Raw genomic sequence first — 18,704 nt, 5'->3', positions numbered from 1 at the left:
TTTTATGAAGAGAAAAATTATTTTAGTAACAGATGGTGATAATGTGGCTAGAAAAGCAGTGGAAATAGCCACAAAAAATGTTGGAGGCAGATGCATTTCTAAATCGGCAGGAAATCCAACACCTATTACTGGAGACAAAATAGTAAATTTAATAAAGGTAGCTAAATATGATCCAGTAGTTATAATGGTGGATGATATAGGTGACCCAGGAAAGGGAAAAGGTGAGAGGGCATTGGAGCTAATAATAAATGACCCAGATATGGAAGTATTGGGGGTCATAGCCGTTGCTTCTAACACCGAAGGAGTAGAAGGAATAAAAGTTGACTTTTCCATAGATAATAGGGGAAAAGTAATAAATAAAGCAGTAAATAAGGTGGGAAAAGAAACCAATGATGATATATTATATGGGGACACTGTAGATGCCCTTAATGATTTTGATTTACCGATTGTAGTTGGTATAGGAGACCCAGGGAAAATGAAAGGTAGGGATGATTGTCATAAGGGAGCACCTATACTAACTAAAGCTCTTAAAGAACTACTTAGCAGGAGTGAAAAATTAAATGAAAAATAAAAAGGACTTTAATGAAACAGTAGATAATTTAGCCAATAAATTAGGTGTAGGTAAGAGCTTTGACATAATAAGAAGAAATATAAACATCGGAGGAAAAATGGCTACCTTTTTTTATATAGATGGTTTCATTAAGGACGATATGATGTTGTGGATAATGGCAATATTGCAAAAAAGCAACAGAGAAGAAATAGTGCCTGATACATTAAAAAAATTAGTTGAAGGAAAAATCCCCTATGTGGAATGTGACACCACAGATGATATAAATGAAGCTGAATACCTAATACTCTCTGGAGCTGCAGCATTATTTATGGAAGGCCTAGACGATATAATAGTCATTGATGCAAGAACATATCCTGCAAGGGGACCAGAGGAACCAGACTTAGAGAAAGCCACTAGGGGACCAAAGGATGGTTTTGTAGAAACAATAGTATTTAATACAGCCCTTATTAGAAGAAGAATTAGGGATCCTAATTTAAGATTTGAAATAGCTAAAGTTGGGAAAAGATCTCAAAGTGATGTGGTCATTGGTTATATAGGGGATATAACCAATCCTGACTTAGTAAAAAGCGCTAAAAAGAAATTAGAACAGATTGATAAGGATTCGTTGGTAATGGGAGTTAAAAGTTTGGAAGAATTTATTTTAGGAAGAAATTGGAATCCGTTTCCCCAAGCTAAATTTACCGAAAGACCTGACGTTACAGCGGCCCATCTATTGGAAGGCCACATTGTGGTTATGGTTGATACTACACCTAGTGTTATGATACTGCCTGCTACAATATTTCACTTTACTCAACATGCTGAAGATTATTATCAAAATCCTGCAGTTGGAACCTATTTAAGATGGGTAAGATTTTTTGCTATAACATTATCCTATATATTACCACCATTATGGCTTTTATTGGCAACTAATCAGCAAGTTTTACCGGAATGGTTAAATTTTATAGGGCCTAAAAAAACAGGAGAAATAACCTTATTGGTTCAACTAATATTATTGGAAATAGGTATAGATATGTTGAGAATGGCATCTATCCATACTCCATCGGCATTGACAACATCTTTAGGTATAATTGGAGCATTATTATTAAGTGAATTTGCCATAAAGGTGGGATGGTTTATACCTGAAACAGTATTATATGGAGCAATAGCAGGGCTAGGTATGTTTGCAACTCCCAGTATGGAGTTTGCCTTGGCATTAAGACTTTTTAGACTAATACTATTAATATTAACAGGTTTATTTAATTTTTATGGATTTGGCATAGGGGTATTAATATTATTGGTAACATTGTTAAGAACGAAAACTTTTGGTGGGATAAACTACTTATGGCCATTAATTCCATTTAATAAAAAAGCTCTTTCTAGCATAATAATGAGAAAACCAATACCAGAGGTTAGAATGAGACCGGATGTTTTAAGGGTTATAGATAAGGATTCATCACCACCAGATGATAAAACAGAAGAATAGTAAAAGGGTCACATAATGTGACCCTTTTACTAGTGTGACCCTTTTACTAGTGTGACCCTTGTGTGTTGTGACCCTTGTGTCATTGTGACCCTTGTGTTGTTGGGGGATTCGTAATCCCCCAACTTATTTACTCATTATCGCTATTATCTTCTTTATCATCACTATTATCTTCTGGTATATTGATTGTATTGTCATTGTCATTATCATTCGTATCATTATTATCCTTTTCTTCATCATCATCGCCAAATAACCACTTTTTAAACCAACCATCATCATCATCATCATCTGTAGTGTTTTCTTCAGTATGTTCATCACATTCTTCAGTTGGCACAGTATATTGATAATCCTTAGGAACTATTCCATTATGGTCTTCAGGATTATAAGCTGGTTCTCTTTTGATAAATACTTTTTCTTCAACTAAATCTTCAGGACAATATTCGGTTGCCAATTTGTTTGTACTTGTATCAACTTTAACCTTTACATGGGTAGTGCAATATTCAGTTGGTTCAGTACCTTTAACAAATAATTCCCTTCTAGCTCTACTACCTCTAGGGTCCTCTTTACAATATTTTGTAACAAGTTTACCAGAATCTTTACAAACCCATTGAGTAACTAGATTGTTTGGCATCTCAAAGTCCTTTGGTTCTAGACCCTTGTGGACCTCTTTCATGATCTCGGCCCAGAACATGGTAGCTATACTACTGGTACTTCCTTCATGTAGCTTGATTTCAGCAATATCATGACCAATCCAAACACCGGCAGAGTAATAGGGAGTATATCCCGCAAACCATACATCTGTTTGTTCTTGAGTAGTACCAGTCTTACCTGCAGCAGGGATCTTATTGTTATATGCACCATCAAATAGATATCTATCAAAGATAGCTCTTTTACCCAAGCCATCGGTCACAACTGATTCTAATATATCATTCATAATATATGCAACATCTGCAGTAACTACTCTATTTTTGAAAGGTGAGTTTTCTAGTATAACTTCTCCACTTGCATTTAATACTTTGGTATAAACTATAGGTTCAGTATATACTCCTTTATTGGCAATGGCACCATATGCTGCGCTCATTTCAAGGGGACTAATACCTTGAGACATACCACCTAGTGCTAAAGCGGCCAAGGTCTCATCGTTTCTACTTTTATTTTCATCTCTAGTAACAAGACTGTCATCTAAACCTAGGCCTTTAAGGGTATCTATAGATGTCCCTATACCTATTTTTTCAAGCATTTTAACTGCAGTGACATTACTAGATTGTTCGACAGCTTCTCTAAGAGGAGTTAATCCCCTATAACCACTATACCAGTTTTTAGGCCAAAGCTTTCCTGTATCAGGATTATAAAATGGAGTATCATCAATTACTGAGGCAGCAGTAAATCCATTATTTAATGCCGGTAGATAAACACCTAATGGTTTCATCGCTGAACCAGGCTGTCTTTTAGAATTAGTGGCTCTATTTAAGATTCTACTACCTTCAAAGTTTCTTCCTCCAACCATAGCTCTAATCTTACCGGTTCTATAATCTAATATGGTTACAGCAGATTGAGGTTGGATAACACCGTCTTCTACCATAAAGTATTTATTACTGATTAATAGGTTTCCGTTATTATCAGTTTTACTAAAGTCATTGTTTTTATCTAAAAAGCTCTTTTTAATTATAATAGTACCTTTACCACCACTAACATCCTTGGTATCATAGGATGCTTTATCAATTAATAAAGGTCTAACCTGATGGGTTAAAATATTTTTATTTTGGTTTTTAGTATAATAATCATCTATATCTAAGCCACTTTTATAAATTGATATTTTATTGTTATTTATGATTAGATTTCCATTATTATCAAAATTATATGTGCCTTTTTCAATAATTAAATTAGAAGTGTTATCTATTAAACTATTTTTTGAACGATATAGAATTCGCCCATGGTCACTGACTATATTGCCATTTCTAATATTTTTTGAATTTACCAATAATGGGTCATTATTTTTTATACGACTATACTTTCTCATTATAGTGTCAAAATTTTTATAGACTCCTTCGACTCTATGTTGTAGGTCTATATCCATCGTAGTATATATCCTTAAACCACCGCTTAACAAAAGAGCCTCCGCTTGCCTTTCGGAATAACCAGCTTTTTCCATTAAGTCCTCTTCTACTTTATCTTTAACATAATCGGCAAAATAAGAGGATATTCCCTCGAGTCTTTTTTCGTCGGGCTTAATAGAAGACCAAACATCTTCACTTTTTGCTAAATCATATTCTTCTTTACTTATTTTTTGTAGCTCTAACATCTTATTTAATATAGTCTTTTGACGCTTAAGAATGGTTTGCTTATATTTTTCATTTAACCAAATAGCATATTTTTGTCCACCTTTATAAATGTGACCGACAACATCTACTACTTCTTCATTAACATTTTGAGGTAAGTCTGTTTTATATAATGCATATCTAACTGGATTTTTCGTTAAGCCGGCGATTAAAGCAGCTTGGGCAATAGTTAGGTCTTCGATATCTTTTGAAAAATAAATTTTTGATGCTGCTTGAACTCCATAAGCACCTTGTCCCATATATATTGTATTAAGATAACCCTCTAATATCTGCTCTTTAGTTAAAACCCTTTCCATTTTGATAGCTAGATAGGCTTCTTTAATTTTTCTTTTAACATCATTTAAAAGGTTTTGTTTATCAACTTGATCTTTTAAGTACTTATTTTTAACAAGCTGTTGGGTAATAGTACTAGCACCCTGTACTGGAGCTCCAGCTTTAATGTCTGCCCAAAGTGCTCCCAATATACGTTTAGGGTCAATACCCATATGCTCCTCAAATCTTTCATCTTCTATAGAAACAAAGGCATCCTCTACATAATCAGGAATTTCATCAAGATGAACGATTGTTCTAAACTCTCTAGTTTGTATTTTTTCAATTACATTTCCCTTTTCATCTAAAATAAGGGAATGTTCATTTAGTGTCGATAGTATGTCAGTAGGGTCCACATCAGGGGCACTTCTAGCTATTGCTAAAACAAGCCCTGCTACAGCTCCAGCACTTATAAAACAAATCATAATAAAAATAATTAATATTAGTCTAAATATACTTAATTTTTTCTTATTGCCTTTATCATTATCTTTCTTTTTCTTCTCCTTGGATTTATTTCGTCTAGATTTTGTTTCATTTTCTTGGTCCATATTTATACCTCCTTAATAATAAGGGACACATAATATCAATATACCAAAGTTTATTATATCATATAACAAAAATATAAGAAATAAAAGTCCAGTATTTTTATAACTTTAAAATAAAAATAGAATAAAATGCTATATAAACCTATAATATACATTATTTATATTATGGTCAGATATATAATAAATATAATGGTATAATAAAATAAATCGTGTAATTTGTATATATTATGTATAAATAGATGGTTAAATTAATGATATACTTATGTAGAACATAATATTTAGGAGGTTTTTCTATGGAAGATATTATATCAAAAGAAGAAATGCAGAAAGAAAAGGAAGTAATACTAAAGGTGTTTAAAAATTTCGAAGGAGAGTTTAAGGATTTACTTGCAAAGAAAACATTTAATATAAAACAGTTCAATGACATTGCTGATAAAGCAATTGAAAAAGTTTCATTAACAGCTAGACAAAAAGAAGTTGTAGATGGGTTTTTGACAGTATACTTTGGAGCATTTGTACAGTATGGAAATATTGATTATGCTACAGATATGGTTTTTAAATCTCTAGGATTTGAAAATAAATAGGTTTTATCTTGTGGAGGGGTCAGGTGCAAATCTGATTCTCTTTTTTTGAAAAAATGTAAGGTTGGGATAAATACCAAAAATAAGTGGAAAATCTCTATATGTAGGTCTTGAATATATCTAGGACGATTTTAAGACTATATAGTATAATAATAAAATTTGGTTGCTGGAGGATTCGTAATCCCCCAGCTTATTGAAAAACACAGTTTTTGCCATAATAGGTCTTTTAAAAGAAGACCCAAGGGATTCAATATATTGAATCCCTGCATATATGATATGGTCTCACCTCCTTTGTCATCTAAACTGAACAAAGAAGGGGCAAAGTCGCCTTTGTTCAACCAAAATAGTTTTGACACATATGGGAATATTAAGTAAAATTGTATTTAATAAAAAAATTTATTTTAAAGCTATTTACTAGGGGGGATTATTATCAAAGAAGTTAAATTACCTAAAATAAAATCATATATATTAGATTTTTATATCCAACCAGCAAAGGGGAGTTTTAAATCCAAAGGTATAATAAATCTAAAAAATCAAAATACCATAAGTGAAGAAATACCACTATTACTTTATTATGGTCTCAAAGTCAATTATATAAAGGATAAAAATAACCGTGATATTAATTTTACTCAAAAAATTAAATCATTTCCTAGTTGTAGAGACTATAGAGTTAACTATATTAAAATAAATCTATTGAAACCTTTAAAAGGGGACGAAGAACTAAAATTGTACATAGAATATGAGGGAAAACTTAAAGGTTATACCCATGTTATGCAATATGTTAAAGATAATATAAACACTGAATTCTCTGTGCTTAGAAATGACTGCCTGGCATATCCTATCATTGCATGTCCCAATGAAAAGTCTTTAGGAAAAAGTTACTATAATTCTTTTAAGTATAAAATAAATGTTGATGTACCTAAAGAGTATACTGTTGGATGTGGTGGAGTATTAAAAGGAATAAAAAATGAAAATGAAAGAAAGATTTATTTATATGAAAGTAACAAAGAAACCGATAGATTTGATATTTGTATTTCAGAATATTCCATGGTAAAAGATGAAGATATTAACTTAACCATATTCGCTTTTCCAAAGGATAAAAGGTCAGCTAAAGAATTAGTTAAGTTTGAAGTTAAAAGAGTTTATGACTATTATAAAGAAGTCTTTGGTAATTACAGTAATAATGATTATTTCACCATAATTGAAACCAAAGAGGGTTATGGCTCCCAGGCAGGGGATAATTATATCGTAATGGAGGAACATGGATTTAATGAAGAAAGTAACTTTACCCATTTATATCATGAGATAGGTCATATTTGGAATGCTAATGTAAAGTTGTATAGTGAACAACGGAGTAGATTCTTTGACGAAGCATTTGCCAGTTATTATGAAATACTAGCTATTAAAGAATTTTTTGGCCGTAAAAAATCAAATGAAAAGATGGAACAATATAGAGAGACTTTTATAAATAATATAAATCAAGATTATAAAAATTTTAGCACCCCTATTTGTGAATATGGAAAATATGAGATGGGCTATAACTCATATTCTAAGGGACCTTGGGTGTTATATGTTTTACATAATATAGTGGGAGATAAGAAGTTTTTTCAGATTATAAAAAAATTTTTATATGAGAATAAAGGAAGAAAAGTTACATTTAAAGATTTTGAGAAAACCTGCGAAAGAGTTTCGGGAATAAAATTAAAAAATTTTTTTAATCAGTGGATATATGGTGTAGAATCATCTAGGTATTTATATAATAACTTAAGTGTTGATGATATGGTTGAAAAGGCCTATGAATAGATGTAATAATTGCAACTTTAGAGTTTATATTAAAGGGAAAGTATGATGAAATTGCTTAATTTCAAATAAAAGTAAAATAGGAGGTAATATGAAGAGAAAGGCAATGGGTGTAATCTTTAGATATAATAGATTAAAAGAACCTCAGTTATTAGTTTTATCCTTTAAAGATATAAAATATCCCTATTATAGATTACCTGGGGGAGGTGTTGAAAAAGGGGAGACATCTTTGCAAGGATGTTTAAGAGAAATAAAAGAAGAAACAGGAATAACTAATCTAACTTTTATACGTAGTGTTGGAAAAGTAAAGTATTATAAACCATATATTGAATCTGATGTAATAAGAGAAGACTTTTTATTTTATTGCAAAGAGGATTTGCCAGATAGGTGGGAATATATAGTGCAGGGTGAAGATAAAGATAAAGGAGAAATTTTTGTATATTCATGGATTGATTCAGATAGCTATAATAAAATTGCCCCAGAGTTAAAAACACATATTTCTAAAGTAGATATACCGGAACTATTTACTTCTAACAAAGGGAACTAAAGCATATTAAATAACTAATAATAAGAAGATTAACAATGAAGAAGTTTATTTTACTGATAATAATATTTATAATCATGTCATCAAGTGGAAGGGGGGGTTATAAACCACAATTTTTTTAGAACTAATATTAGATTAATTAGATATAAACAAACTTGTAATACGTAAATTTACTTATTATAAAAATATTAATAAAAATTTAATGACAATATATATTATTGGCAATGGTTGGAACCATTGCTTTTTTGTATGTGTTTAATATGGGAAGAAACTATAGAAAATTTGATATCACTTAACATATTTGACAAACATCAGGATATAAAATTAAAGGGTAATAAAGGAAAAATTAAAAGTAGATAGAATATATAAACTAGTATGTAATAATTATTATATTATTCATATATTAGCATTAAATTGAATTAATAATAAAAATTTATATGACTAATATCATAACTTTAAGGGGGAAATATTCAAAATGACTTATAATTTGGTAAATTCAAAAGAACTGTTAAAAGAAATTAAAACACTAGAGGATGAAAATAAAAACCTGAAGTCTGAATTAAAAAAACTGAAAGGGGCCAAGAGTATTAACTATAAAAAGAACCAAGCCTTAGAATCTAACTGCGGATATAGTAAAGATAAAAAAATGGTTATTAACTTTTTTGAAAATAATAAATCTATAATGCTATTGATTGATCCGAATACAGGTATTATAAACTACGCAAATCAATCAGCTTGCTATTTTTATGGATATGAAAAAGATGAATTTACAGGGATGAACATTTCACAAATAAATATAGAGTCTAATGGTTTTGTCAATGAAAGTATGAACAATGCATTGGTAAAAAAGAAAAATAGGTTTCATTTTAAACATAAACTTTATGATGGAGTTATAAAAGATGTTGAAGTAACCAGTGGTCCTATTACCATAGACAATAGAAAATATTTATTTTCTATTGTCTATGACATAACTGAAAAAAATAAAAATATAATGTACCTTAAAAAAGCACATCGGGAGTTAAAGCAGGAAAAGAAAACACTTAAATCTATATTAGAAGGGATAGAAGATGGGGTACTAGTATTAGATAACAATAGCAAGGTTATTTATAAAAACAAAGCATTTAACAATATATGGAAATCATCATTTCAATTATTAAATGAAAAAGATGGATGGGTATTGGCAAGGGAGTTAAAAAAACAATTAGCAGAACCCAATAACTTTGAAGATAAAATAAAAGATATAATTAAAAGTACAGCCAGCCAAGTTGATTATTTATTGTTTAAAGATGGAAAAATGGTAGAGCGACATTTCTATCCATTGATAGTTGAGGGCAAAGATAAAGGAATGATTTGGTGCTTTAAAGATTTAACTGAGAAAGAAAAGAGGAAGGCCTTAGAAGAGAAAGTAAAAATAAAGGATAGACAATTAGAAGAGAAAGCCAAGTATGATCAAATAAAAACCCAGTTATTTTCTAATATTTCCCATGAATTAAAAACGCCGTTAAATATCATACTTGGAGGGGTTCAACTATTGTCAAATGTCTATGAAAGCTCTAAAGATGATAATTATAGTGAAACTCTTCAAAGAAATTTAAAGGTTATGAAACAGAACTGTTATAGATTATTACGATTGATAAATAATATTGTGGATGTAACTCGCTTTGACTCAGGGTTTCTGAAGTTAAATTTAAATAATCATAATATTATTCATGTGATTGAAAGTATAGTTCTATCTATTGCAGATTTTTCTAAAGTAAAGGGAATAGAATTAATATTTGATACAGAAATAGAGGAAAAAATAATTGCATGTGATCCTGAAAAAATAGAAAGAATTATTTTAAATCTATTGTCTAATGCCATTAAGTTCACAAAAAAAGGGGGAAGTATATATGTTAATATATATGATAAAGGAGATAATGTGGTAATTTCAGTAAGGGATACAGGAATAGGAATACCTAAAGGTAAGATAAATGGTATATTTGAAAGATTTAAACAAGTTAATTCCAATATAAGTAGAGAAAATGAAGGAAGTGGCATAGGTTTATCTTTAGTACAGACCTTGGTAGAGGCCCATAAGGGTAAAATATCAGTTGAAAGTGAAGAAGGGGTTGGAACCGAGTTTACTATAGAACTTCCAGTTAATGTAATAAAAAAAGAGAAAATCATTAGAAGAAAACAGTTAATACCAAGAAAAGGTAATGTGGAAAACATACACATTGAATTTTCAGATATATATTCAGTAGACTTGCCAATTGAGAGCTAAAAATAACTTATATTTTTTTAAGATATATTTACAATAGTAAAACTAATACTTAAGGATGAGAGGAGAAGTAAACTTATGAAGAAGTTATCTAAAAGAATGTATATATTAATAATAACAATTACAATCACATTGGGGATTTCGATAGGATTGAACATTTATAGAATACCAATTGAAATAAATAAAACCTTTAATAAAGCTACTATTATGGAGCCTAGCAAAGATAAAATCATAAAAAATACTACAATTAAAATTAATGCTAAACTTCATAGGGGAATAATAAGGGGCTCTATATTAGACTTTGATATACATTTAATTCAAAAGCTTGAAGGAACCATACTTATAGACGGCAAAGAATATAACTTTCATGCTTTAACAGGACCTTCAGAAACTAAGCGGATGCTAGGTGGGGTATACAGAGATAATGGGATGGGTTCTGATGATTTTATGTTAGGAATATATGATTTAGAATCAATTTTACTTGTGGGAACAGGGAAGGAATGGCAAGGTAGACATATTGTCGCTCCATCACAAAGGGCTAAAGATTATAAAAATATATTGAAAAAAATAATTAGAAATGACAAGCTATAAGTAATAGTGATTTGGAGAGGAATCTATTCTTTGATATAAAGATATATTTTCCATTTAGGTCCTGAATATATTCAGGACCATTTTAAATCTCTAATAGTATATTAGAGCCTACAACACCATATACCAAATGTTTACCCATAATATAGAATAATAAAGTCCATATAATTTATCCCGTGTACCCCAAATGAAGAAAGAAGCACTAAAAGGGGAGTATTTTTGTTTTGTTCATAATTTGTTAATATTCTTTTGATAGAATCAATAAGGACATTTTAAAAAGATTTACCTAATTTGATTATTACTTAATCTTTAATGATTAACATGGTATTTGACATATGTTCATATTTGGATTTTTAATGTAACTTTGCTATAATGACAAAGGAATTTAATAGGAGGGTCTAAAATGAAGTCTTTAAATATAGAAAATAGAAAGGGATTACTTGTATTAGGGATTGTAGTATTGTTAACAATAATAACAGTGACCACCGGATACATATCCAGTAGATGTTATGCAGTGAAAATAGGTGATAAGTTAATAGGAAATGTTAAAGAAAAAGAAGATGTTGTAAATATATTAAAGGATATTAAATCAGAATATGAAGATAAATACAATAAGGAAGTTAAAATTCTTGAAAATATTACCTTTGAGAAAACCTCAAAATTTAAAGGCAACGGGTTAGATAAAGATGATATTAAATCTAAGATAAAGAATAATATTACCGTAAAAGTAGAAGGATACTCATTAAAAGTAGATGGACAAGACTTAGCTATATTAGATAATAAAATGTCAGCTAATAAAATTTTAGAAGATTTAAAGGCTAAATACTTAGAAGGAGTGAAAAGTGATAAAATCAAAGAAGTAAGCTTTTTTCAGGATATTAATATAACTAAAAAGTTTGTAGATTTTAGTGAGATAATAGAGACTGAAAAGGCCTATAATCTTATATCAATAGGAAAAGATGAAATAAAAAAATACGTAGTACAGGAAGGGGATACGATCTCTCAACTATCTGTAAGATATGATATAAGTTTAAAAGATATTAAAAAAGCTAATCCAGAAATTGATTTAGATAAGCTTCAGATTGGACAAACATTAAAACTTACAATTCCAAAGCCTTTAATAAGTGTAAAAGTAATAGAAGAAACAGAATATAAAGAACAGATTCCCTATGAGGTTAGATATGAAGAAACTGATTCTATGTATCAAGGGGATTCTAAGATAAAAAAGCAGGGAGAAAAAGGAGAGAAGATAGTAGAAGCCGAGATTATTTGGAAAGATGGAGTAGAAATAAATAAGGACTTGATAAATGAACAAATCATAAAAGAACCTACAGAACAAATTGTGTTAAAGGGTACTAAAAGAAGACCTAAAACCATGGCATATGGTTCCTTTCGGAATCCAAGTAGAGGAAGTCTTACCTCAAGATATGGACCAAGGTGGGGAAGCAATCATAATGGCATAGATATAGGGATGAGTACAGGTACACCGGTTAAAGCAACCGATGGTGGCAAGGTTATATTTGCCGGTTGGAATAATAGTTATGGTTATCTTGTAAAAATTGACCATGAAAATGGATATGTTACATACTATGCCCACAATAGCAAGTTAAAAGTAAAAAAAGGGGATAGGGTATATAGAGGACAGGTAATATCGCTATCGGGAGCTACTGGAAATGTAACAGGACCCCACCTCCACTTTGAGGTTAGGAAAAATGGACAACCGATAGATCCATTGAAATTTCTTAAATATTAATAATTTAGTTTTGAAGTTAAATAATTTTAAAATAACATCATAACCCCCTTCTGCATATAATGTAGAAGGGGTGTTTTTTTGAGAAACAGAAAATCAAAGAAAAAAGGATTTTTCATTGCAATTGTATTAATCCTTGTCTTTTCTATATATGGATTTATAATAGTTGAAAAAAATATAAAGCCTACCATATTGGCGATGTCTGAGGCAAAGGCTAGAATGATAGCTACTCAAGCCATAAATGAGGCAGTTCAAACTAAGATACAAGATGATATAAAGTATAAAGACTTAATATTTGTTAGAACCGATAATCGAGGTAAGGTTACTATGATGCAAGCCAATACAGTTCTTATGAATAGCATAGCATCGGATGTTGCCCTAGAGGTACAGGATCAAATGAGACAAATAGCTACTAATAGTATAAGAGTGCCCCTCGGTAGTGTATTAAATAGTCAAATACTAGCCAAGTATGGTCCTAAAATAAAGGTTGAGATAGTACCCCAAGGTACTGTGACGGTGGACTTTAGTACTGAGTTTCAAAATGCTGGTATAAATCAGACAATACATAAAGTTTATCTAGTTATAAACTCAAAGGTAAGAATTATTGTTCCATTAACTTCAAATACTGTTGAAGTCTCCTCTACTGTACCTATTGCTGAAACAGTAATAGTTGGAGATGTACCTGAAAGCTATATATTCGTACCTGAAGAGGAATTTTGGAATGCTGTGCCAACAGATTAATGTTAAGTTGATGATTTTTTGATATACTATATAATAGAGAGTATATAAATACAAGAGGGTGATACTATGAGAGAAGAAATGGACAACAAAAAAGAAAGGGTATTATTAGTAGGTGTAAGCTTAAATGATAAAAAGGGAATTGATATCGATAGCTCCATGGATGAACTAAAGGAATTAACCTTTGCTGCTGAAGCAGAGCCTATAGAGGGAATAGTCCAAAATAGGCATAAAATAGATTCAGCCTATTATATAGGAAAGGGAAAGGCTCAAGAAATACATAATTATTGTGAAGAGCTAGATATAGATACTGTGGTGTTTAATGATGAGTTATCGGGAGCTCAAATAAGGAATCTAGAAGAAATAATAGGTAGAAATGTTATAGATAGAACCAATCTTATATTGGATATTTTCGCTAGAAGGGCTACATCAAAGGAAGGTAAACTACAGGTGGAATTAGCCCAGTTGAAGTATCGTTTACCAAGATTGATCGGGTTAGGAACTCAACTTTCCCGTACTGGAGCAGGTATAGGAACCAGGGGACCGGGAGAGAAAAAGTTAGAGATAGATAGAAGACATATACTATCAAGGATTACAGAGATAAAAAGGCAACTAAAGGAAATAGGAAATGTCAGAGAAATAAAGAGAAAGAAGAGAATGGATTCAGGGCTACCTATAGTTGCATTGGTAGGTTATACAAATGCAGGTAAGTCCACATTATTAAACAATATTATAAAAAGAAGTGAAGAGTATAATCTAGACAAGGAAGTATATTCAGAAAATATGCTATTTGCTACACTAGATACAACCTTAAGAAAGAGTACTTTACCAAATGGTCAACATTTTCTAATAACTGATACAGTAGGTTTTGTTAGTAAACTACCTACCCATTTAATAGAAGCATTTAAGGGTACATTAGAAGAAGTAAATTATGCTGATTTATTGGTTCATGTTGTTGATATAACAAATGAAGATTTAGATATCCAGATAAAAACAACACTAGATGTTCTTAAAAAATTAGATGTTCTTGAAAAGCCAATAATAACGGTATTTAATAAAATTGACAAAAACAATAGTGAAAATGTAGACTACGATATAAATGGGCCTAAAGTTTTTATATCGGCATATGATGGAACTAATATTGATAGATTGATGACAGAAATAGAGGAAAATCTACCTCAAAAGTATTATAAAGTTAATCTTTTGATTCCCTATAATAAAGGAAATATTTCATCATATATTTTTGATAAGACAAAGGTGGAAAAAAAGGAATATACAGAAGAAGGAGCAATAATAACAACAGTTTTAGACTCAATAGACTATGATAGATATAAGGAATATATTATAGACTAAAAGGGTGATACCAGTGAAGAAAAATGAACTTAGGTGGAATAATATACAAAACATTGATGATCCCTTTATATCCTATATGCTATATCTAGAGGGAAAAACCACAAAAGCTATATCAATAATCAGAGGTATAAGTAAAAAAGAAGTGGAAAATCATATAATAAAAAGTAAAATGTATTTTAATAATAGTAAAAAAACTGATAAAAATAATGATTTATTAGTAAAACTATTAAGTCTAGATAAACATAAAAGATTATTATATTTAAAAAGATTAGATAAAGAAACAAAAAATAGACTTTGTGAGGATATATATAAGAGATATATTAAGTTTAAAAATTTAGAAGATAAAATGATACTTATATGGTTAATTGGAGAGCTTAAAGATAAAAAATTACTCCCTCTACTTAGGATGGAGTTAAGAAATAGACAAGTAAATATAAGAAGGCTAGCTTGTTCTGCCCTAGGAAAAATAAAGGATGATAGTACTAGAGAATGGCTAGAGAATATGATACTAGATGATAATCCCCAGGTAAGGCAATATGCTATTAAGGCTTTATCCCATATTGGGGATGATAAAACTATTGAAAAGCTTAAAGGTATATTGTCTAAAGACAAGGAAAAAGAGTATGTTAAAAAAGCAGCAATAGAGACCATAGATAAAATAAAAGCTATTTAATTCTTTATTTTATCTATGGTCTTATTAACTATATTTAAGATATTGTTATAGGTTTTTATAGTTCCCTTTGTAACAATGGGTCTGCCAAAGGATACAAGATGAAGTCTCCTTGAACTAAATCCCCCTAGTTTCATTAAAAAATTAACAGAGGGCATTGTGTTTACAAGAAGGAGATCATCAAGATTACCCCCTGATAGTTCCCAGGAATCTTTAATAGCTGGTAAAACCAGTTGGGGTACAAACTGTCTAGATAATGTGAAAATCTTATTTCCTTTATTATCCACACCTCTGAAAAGAATCTTTCCTTGGTCTTCTTTGGTCAATGTATCGAAGAAAGGTATAGCAGTTATTTCATCAGCAGTTGGTATTTTATTAGTGGGTAATAATTTTAAATGTATTGCTGCAGCAATAGCAGAAGAATGGGTACCACCAACACAATGATAAATTACGTACATTAAATCACCTCAAAACACTTTATTATTATTTATTTTTCCTCATTTAAACCAAGATATGTATAACCTATAAAAATAAAAAATATATGAAAATTTTGTGAATTGAAACTATAATATTTAGTATAATTGGGTATAATTATAAATATAATAATAAAAAGAAACATTACAGTAAGTTATAAACTTTCCTAAACTTAAAAGGAGGCGTATTCCATTGATACTTAGGCATTGTGCTGGTGGTGTAGTATTTAAAGAAGATAAAGTATTTGTACTTAAAAATGAAAAAGGTGAATGGGTATTACCCAAAGGAAAAATTCGTAATGGTTTCCTGTCTACTGAAACAGCTCTTTTTAGAGTAAAAGAAGAGACTGGACTGGAGCATGTAGATATTATTTCTACAGCCGGGGAAACTTGTTACGAATTTTATTCGTTTACAAGACAAAAACAGGTTTTTAACCAAATAGTATGGTATTTAATGGAGACAGCTGATAGCCACTTTGAAATAAACAAAAGACAGGGATTTACAGATGGTGGTTTTTATAATATAGAAGATGCGATTAATATGATCACATATAATCAAGACAAATCTTTAGTACATTTATCATATAAAAAATATAAAAAATTATCGGAGCAAGAAGTAGTATTAGTCTAAAGGATAGCTTAGCTATCCTTTTTTCTTACGTCATTTAGGTCTTAAATATATTCAGAACAATTTTAAAGCCATTTGGTATAGAATAACAATAAAATTTAGCTGCTGGGGACTTATAACTCCTATGTTGCTGGGAACTTATAACTCCTATGTTGCTGGAAACTTGTAATTTATGTGTTGCTGGGAACTTGTAACTTATGTGTTGCTGGGGGATTCGTAATCCCACAGCTTATCAAAAAAATACAGCTTTTGGCATGGTAGATTTTCTACAAGAAGCCTTACAGCTATAAAGATATTATATTTATACACTGTATTTATACTTTAGCCTCTTTTGCTTTACATGATATAATAATGTATATTAATATAGGGCTATAAAAGGATAGAAAAGTTCAAAGGAGGGAATTATGAAAAATAGATATAAAACAATACATAAGTTTGGGTCAGATGAAGTTATTATAAATAAGTCGAGATTTATTGGGTATGCAAAGCCTATTTCCAGTGAGGATGAGGCTATAGAGTTTATTGAAAAGATAAATACTAAACATAAAGATGCCACCCACAATGTTTATGCCTATGCTTTTGGAGAAAATAGTAATATTCAGAGATATAGTGATGATGGAGAACCCAGTGGTACCGCAGGTATTCCTGTTTTAGAAGTAATAAAAAAGGAGGATTTAAGAAATGTTGTTGTGGTGGTAACCAGGTATTTTGGAGGTATAAAGTTAGGGGCAGGTGGATTAGTTAGGGCTTATACTAAAGTAGCTAAAATAGGTATAGAAGCAGGTACTTTAGTTGAAAAGGTGTTATATAGAAGGATAAAGGCTAGAATGGACTATACACTATATGGTAAGGTTGAAAATGACTTATTAAGTGAAGGTTATATAATAGATGAAACCATATATGATGATGCTGTAAATATAGTTGTTCTATGTGATTTTGAAAGGGAAGAAGACCTTAGAAATCTGTTGGTTAATATAACTAGTGCAAATGTGGATATTCAAGATATAGGGGAAGAATATTTTTCAGAATTAAATGGAAATGTGCTTAAATAAAGCTGTGTCTTCAGGCACAGCCTTATTATTTAGAATAATACATGCTATAGAGTTAATAGAATATATTAAATAGCTATATTTAAATATAATGTTCAGAATAATCTGAAAGGGTGGTTTTATTAACTAAAATGGGGTGAAGTTTTATGGAATATTTTAAAGTAGTGATTTCTTGTGGTCATTTGGGAAATACTAAAGAAGTAACGGTAACTAGATATTTTACCGCTAGAGATATTATAGATGCTTTTGAAAATGGAAATAGAATGCCTAGGGCAAAAAGAAAACATAATCATAGTGCTGTTTTATTGGTAAAGCCTGTTACAGAGAAGGAATATACTGTTGGGAAATATATAGAGAAACAGAATAGATATTTATACAGCTAAAGCTATTATAAAAATAATTACATATTTGAAAAGAATAAATTAAAAAAAAGAGGGTATAAATTAATTAAGACGACGATAAGATAAAGGAGTGTTTTATTTGGATATAATAGATAAAAATATTAAAAAAATGCTAGATAAGAAGACTTGGGCTGTTATAGGTGCAACAACCAATAAGGATAAATTTGGATATAAAATATGGAAAAAGCTAAAGGATCATAACTATGATGTATATCCAATTAACCCTAAATATGACCATATAGATGGAGAAAAATGTTTTGATAATCTAGATGATTTACCGATTAAGCCAGAAGTAGTAAATCTAGTTGTACCTCCAAAGGTAAGTATGAAATCTATAGATATGGCAAATGCCCTAGGAATAAAGTACCTATGGTTCCAACCGGGAGCGGCCGATGAAAGGGTAATAGAAAAGGCAGAAGGTCTAGGGTTGAATATTGTGTTTGGTGACTGTGTTTTAGTTGCTTTAGATGAAAAATAGGGGCTATTGATATAGATAGCCTAAAGCATAGACAAAGGAAGCAAAAATGTCCGCCGGTCCTCGGATTTGGAAAATATAGAGAAACGGTCGAAAATAGAATTCCAAACTGGCTCCGCTCAAACAGTGGAATTCAACCGATTTTCTCCCTTATTCTATATTTTCACAAAT

Annotated in this window: 17 protein-coding genes; 15 read left to right on the top strand and 2 right to left on the bottom strand. The window is 30.4% G+C overall.

Features of this window, described 5'->3' with window-relative positions; translation table 11 throughout:
* The first annotated feature begins 4 nt into the window (after positions 1–4).
* Positions 5–571, top strand: coding sequence for a stage V sporulation protein SpoVABEA (gene spoVAEA, locus V6137_RS01310; RefSeq protein ID WP_425446067.1), 567 nt, complete (start codon positions 5–7; stop codon positions 569–571).
* Complete coding sequence (locus V6137_RS01305; protein ID WP_425446066.1) at positions 561–2,033, top strand: spore germination protein; 1,473 nt, start codon at positions 561–563, stop codon at positions 2,031–2,033. Before spoVAEA ends, V6137_RS01305 begins: the two co-directional genes overlap by 11 nt.
* Positions 2,034–2,160: 127 nt before the next feature.
* Here the strand turns inward: V6137_RS01305 and V6137_RS01300 are convergent, their stop codons facing one another.
* Entirely contained in the window at positions 2,161–5,226 is a 3,066-nt protein-coding gene (locus V6137_RS01300) for a penicillin-binding protein 1A (RefSeq protein ID WP_425446065.1), read from the bottom strand.
* 290 nt (positions 5,227–5,516) lie between these two features.
* Between V6137_RS01300 and V6137_RS01295 the strand changes: the two genes are divergently transcribed.
* From V6137_RS01295 to V6137_RS01255, 9 genes are all read left to right on the top strand, one after another.
* A complete protein-coding gene (locus V6137_RS01295; RefSeq protein WP_425446064.1) occupies positions 5,517–5,807 on the top strand; it encodes a hypothetical protein in 291 nt (96 codons plus the stop codon).
* 690 nt (positions 5,808–6,497) lie between these two features.
* Positions 6,498–7,607: a M1 family aminopeptidase gene (locus tag V6137_RS01290; protein WP_425446063.1), complete on the top strand. Its 1,110-nt coding sequence runs from the start codon at positions 6,498–6,500 to the stop codon at positions 7,605–7,607.
* 88 nt (positions 7,608–7,695) lie between these two features.
* Positions 7,696–8,151 carry an NUDIX domain-containing protein gene (locus V6137_RS01285; RefSeq protein ID WP_425446062.1) on the top strand — a complete coding sequence of 152 codons (456 nt, stop codon included), beginning with the start codon at positions 7,696–7,698 and terminating at the stop codon, positions 8,149–8,151.
* A 472-nt stretch (positions 8,152–8,623) separates the two neighbouring features.
* Entirely contained in the window at positions 8,624–10,411 is a 1,788-nt protein-coding gene (locus V6137_RS01280; RefSeq protein WP_425446061.1) for a sensor histidine kinase, read from the top strand.
* 75 nt (positions 10,412–10,486) lie between these two features.
* Positions 10,487–10,999: a hypothetical protein gene (locus V6137_RS01275; RefSeq protein ID WP_425446060.1), complete on the top strand. Its 513-nt coding sequence runs from the start codon at positions 10,487–10,489 to the stop codon at positions 10,997–10,999.
* Positions 11,000–11,399: 400 nt separating this feature from the next.
* Positions 11,400–12,749: a peptidoglycan DD-metalloendopeptidase family protein gene (locus V6137_RS01270; RefSeq protein ID WP_425446059.1), complete on the top strand. Its 1,350-nt coding sequence runs from the start codon at positions 11,400–11,402 to the stop codon at positions 12,747–12,749.
* Positions 12,750–12,827: 78 nt separating this feature from the next.
* Positions 12,828–13,487, top strand: coding sequence for a sporulation protein YunB (gene yunB, locus V6137_RS01265; protein ID WP_425446058.1), 660 nt, complete (start codon positions 12,828–12,830; stop codon positions 13,485–13,487).
* Between the two features lie 66 nt (positions 13,488–13,553).
* Positions 13,554–14,837, top strand: coding sequence for a GTPase HflX (hflX, locus tag V6137_RS01260; RefSeq protein WP_425446057.1), 1,284 nt, complete (start codon positions 13,554–13,556; stop codon positions 14,835–14,837).
* Between the two features lie 13 nt (positions 14,838–14,850).
* Positions 14,851–15,510 (top strand): HEAT repeat domain-containing protein, encoded by a 660-nt coding sequence (locus V6137_RS01255; protein ID WP_425446056.1) that lies wholly within the window; start codon positions 14,851–14,853, stop codon positions 15,508–15,510.
* On the opposite strand, the gene V6137_RS01250 is transcribed toward V6137_RS01255, so the two are convergent.
* Positions 15,507–15,965: a DUF3189 family protein gene (locus V6137_RS01250; RefSeq protein ID WP_425446055.1), complete on the bottom strand. Its 459-nt coding sequence runs from the start codon at positions 15,963–15,965 to the stop codon at positions 15,507–15,509. The two genes, V6137_RS01255 and V6137_RS01250, sit on opposite strands and share 4 nt — an antisense overlap.
* Before the next feature lie 208 nt (positions 15,966–16,173).
* On the opposite strand from V6137_RS01250, the gene V6137_RS01245 reads away from it, so the two are divergent.
* From V6137_RS01245 to V6137_RS01230, 4 genes are all read left to right on the top strand, one after another.
* Positions 16,174–16,611, top strand: coding sequence for an NUDIX hydrolase (locus tag V6137_RS01245; protein WP_425446054.1), 438 nt, complete (start codon positions 16,174–16,176; stop codon positions 16,609–16,611).
* A gap of 401 nt (positions 16,612–17,012) precedes the next feature.
* A complete protein-coding gene (locus V6137_RS01240) occupies positions 17,013–17,660 on the top strand; it encodes a YigZ family protein (protein ID WP_425446053.1) in 648 nt (215 codons plus the stop codon).
* Between the two features lie 143 nt (positions 17,661–17,803).
* Positions 17,804–18,040: a hypothetical protein gene (locus V6137_RS01235; protein WP_425446052.1), complete on the top strand. Its 237-nt coding sequence runs from the start codon at positions 17,804–17,806 to the stop codon at positions 18,038–18,040.
* A 97-nt stretch (positions 18,041–18,137) separates the two neighbouring features.
* Entirely contained in the window at positions 18,138–18,536 is a 399-nt protein-coding gene (locus V6137_RS01230; protein WP_425446051.1) for a CoA-binding protein, read from the top strand.
* Positions 18,537–18,704 lie beyond the last annotated feature (168 nt).

The sequence above is a fragment of the Dethiothermospora halolimnae genome, assembly GCF_037577855.1.
In the GTDB taxonomy this organism is placed as follows: Bacteria; Bacillota; Clostridia; order Tissierellales; family VENL01; genus Dethiothermospora; species Dethiothermospora halolimnae.
This window is presented reverse-complemented; position numbering and strand designations above follow the sequence as displayed.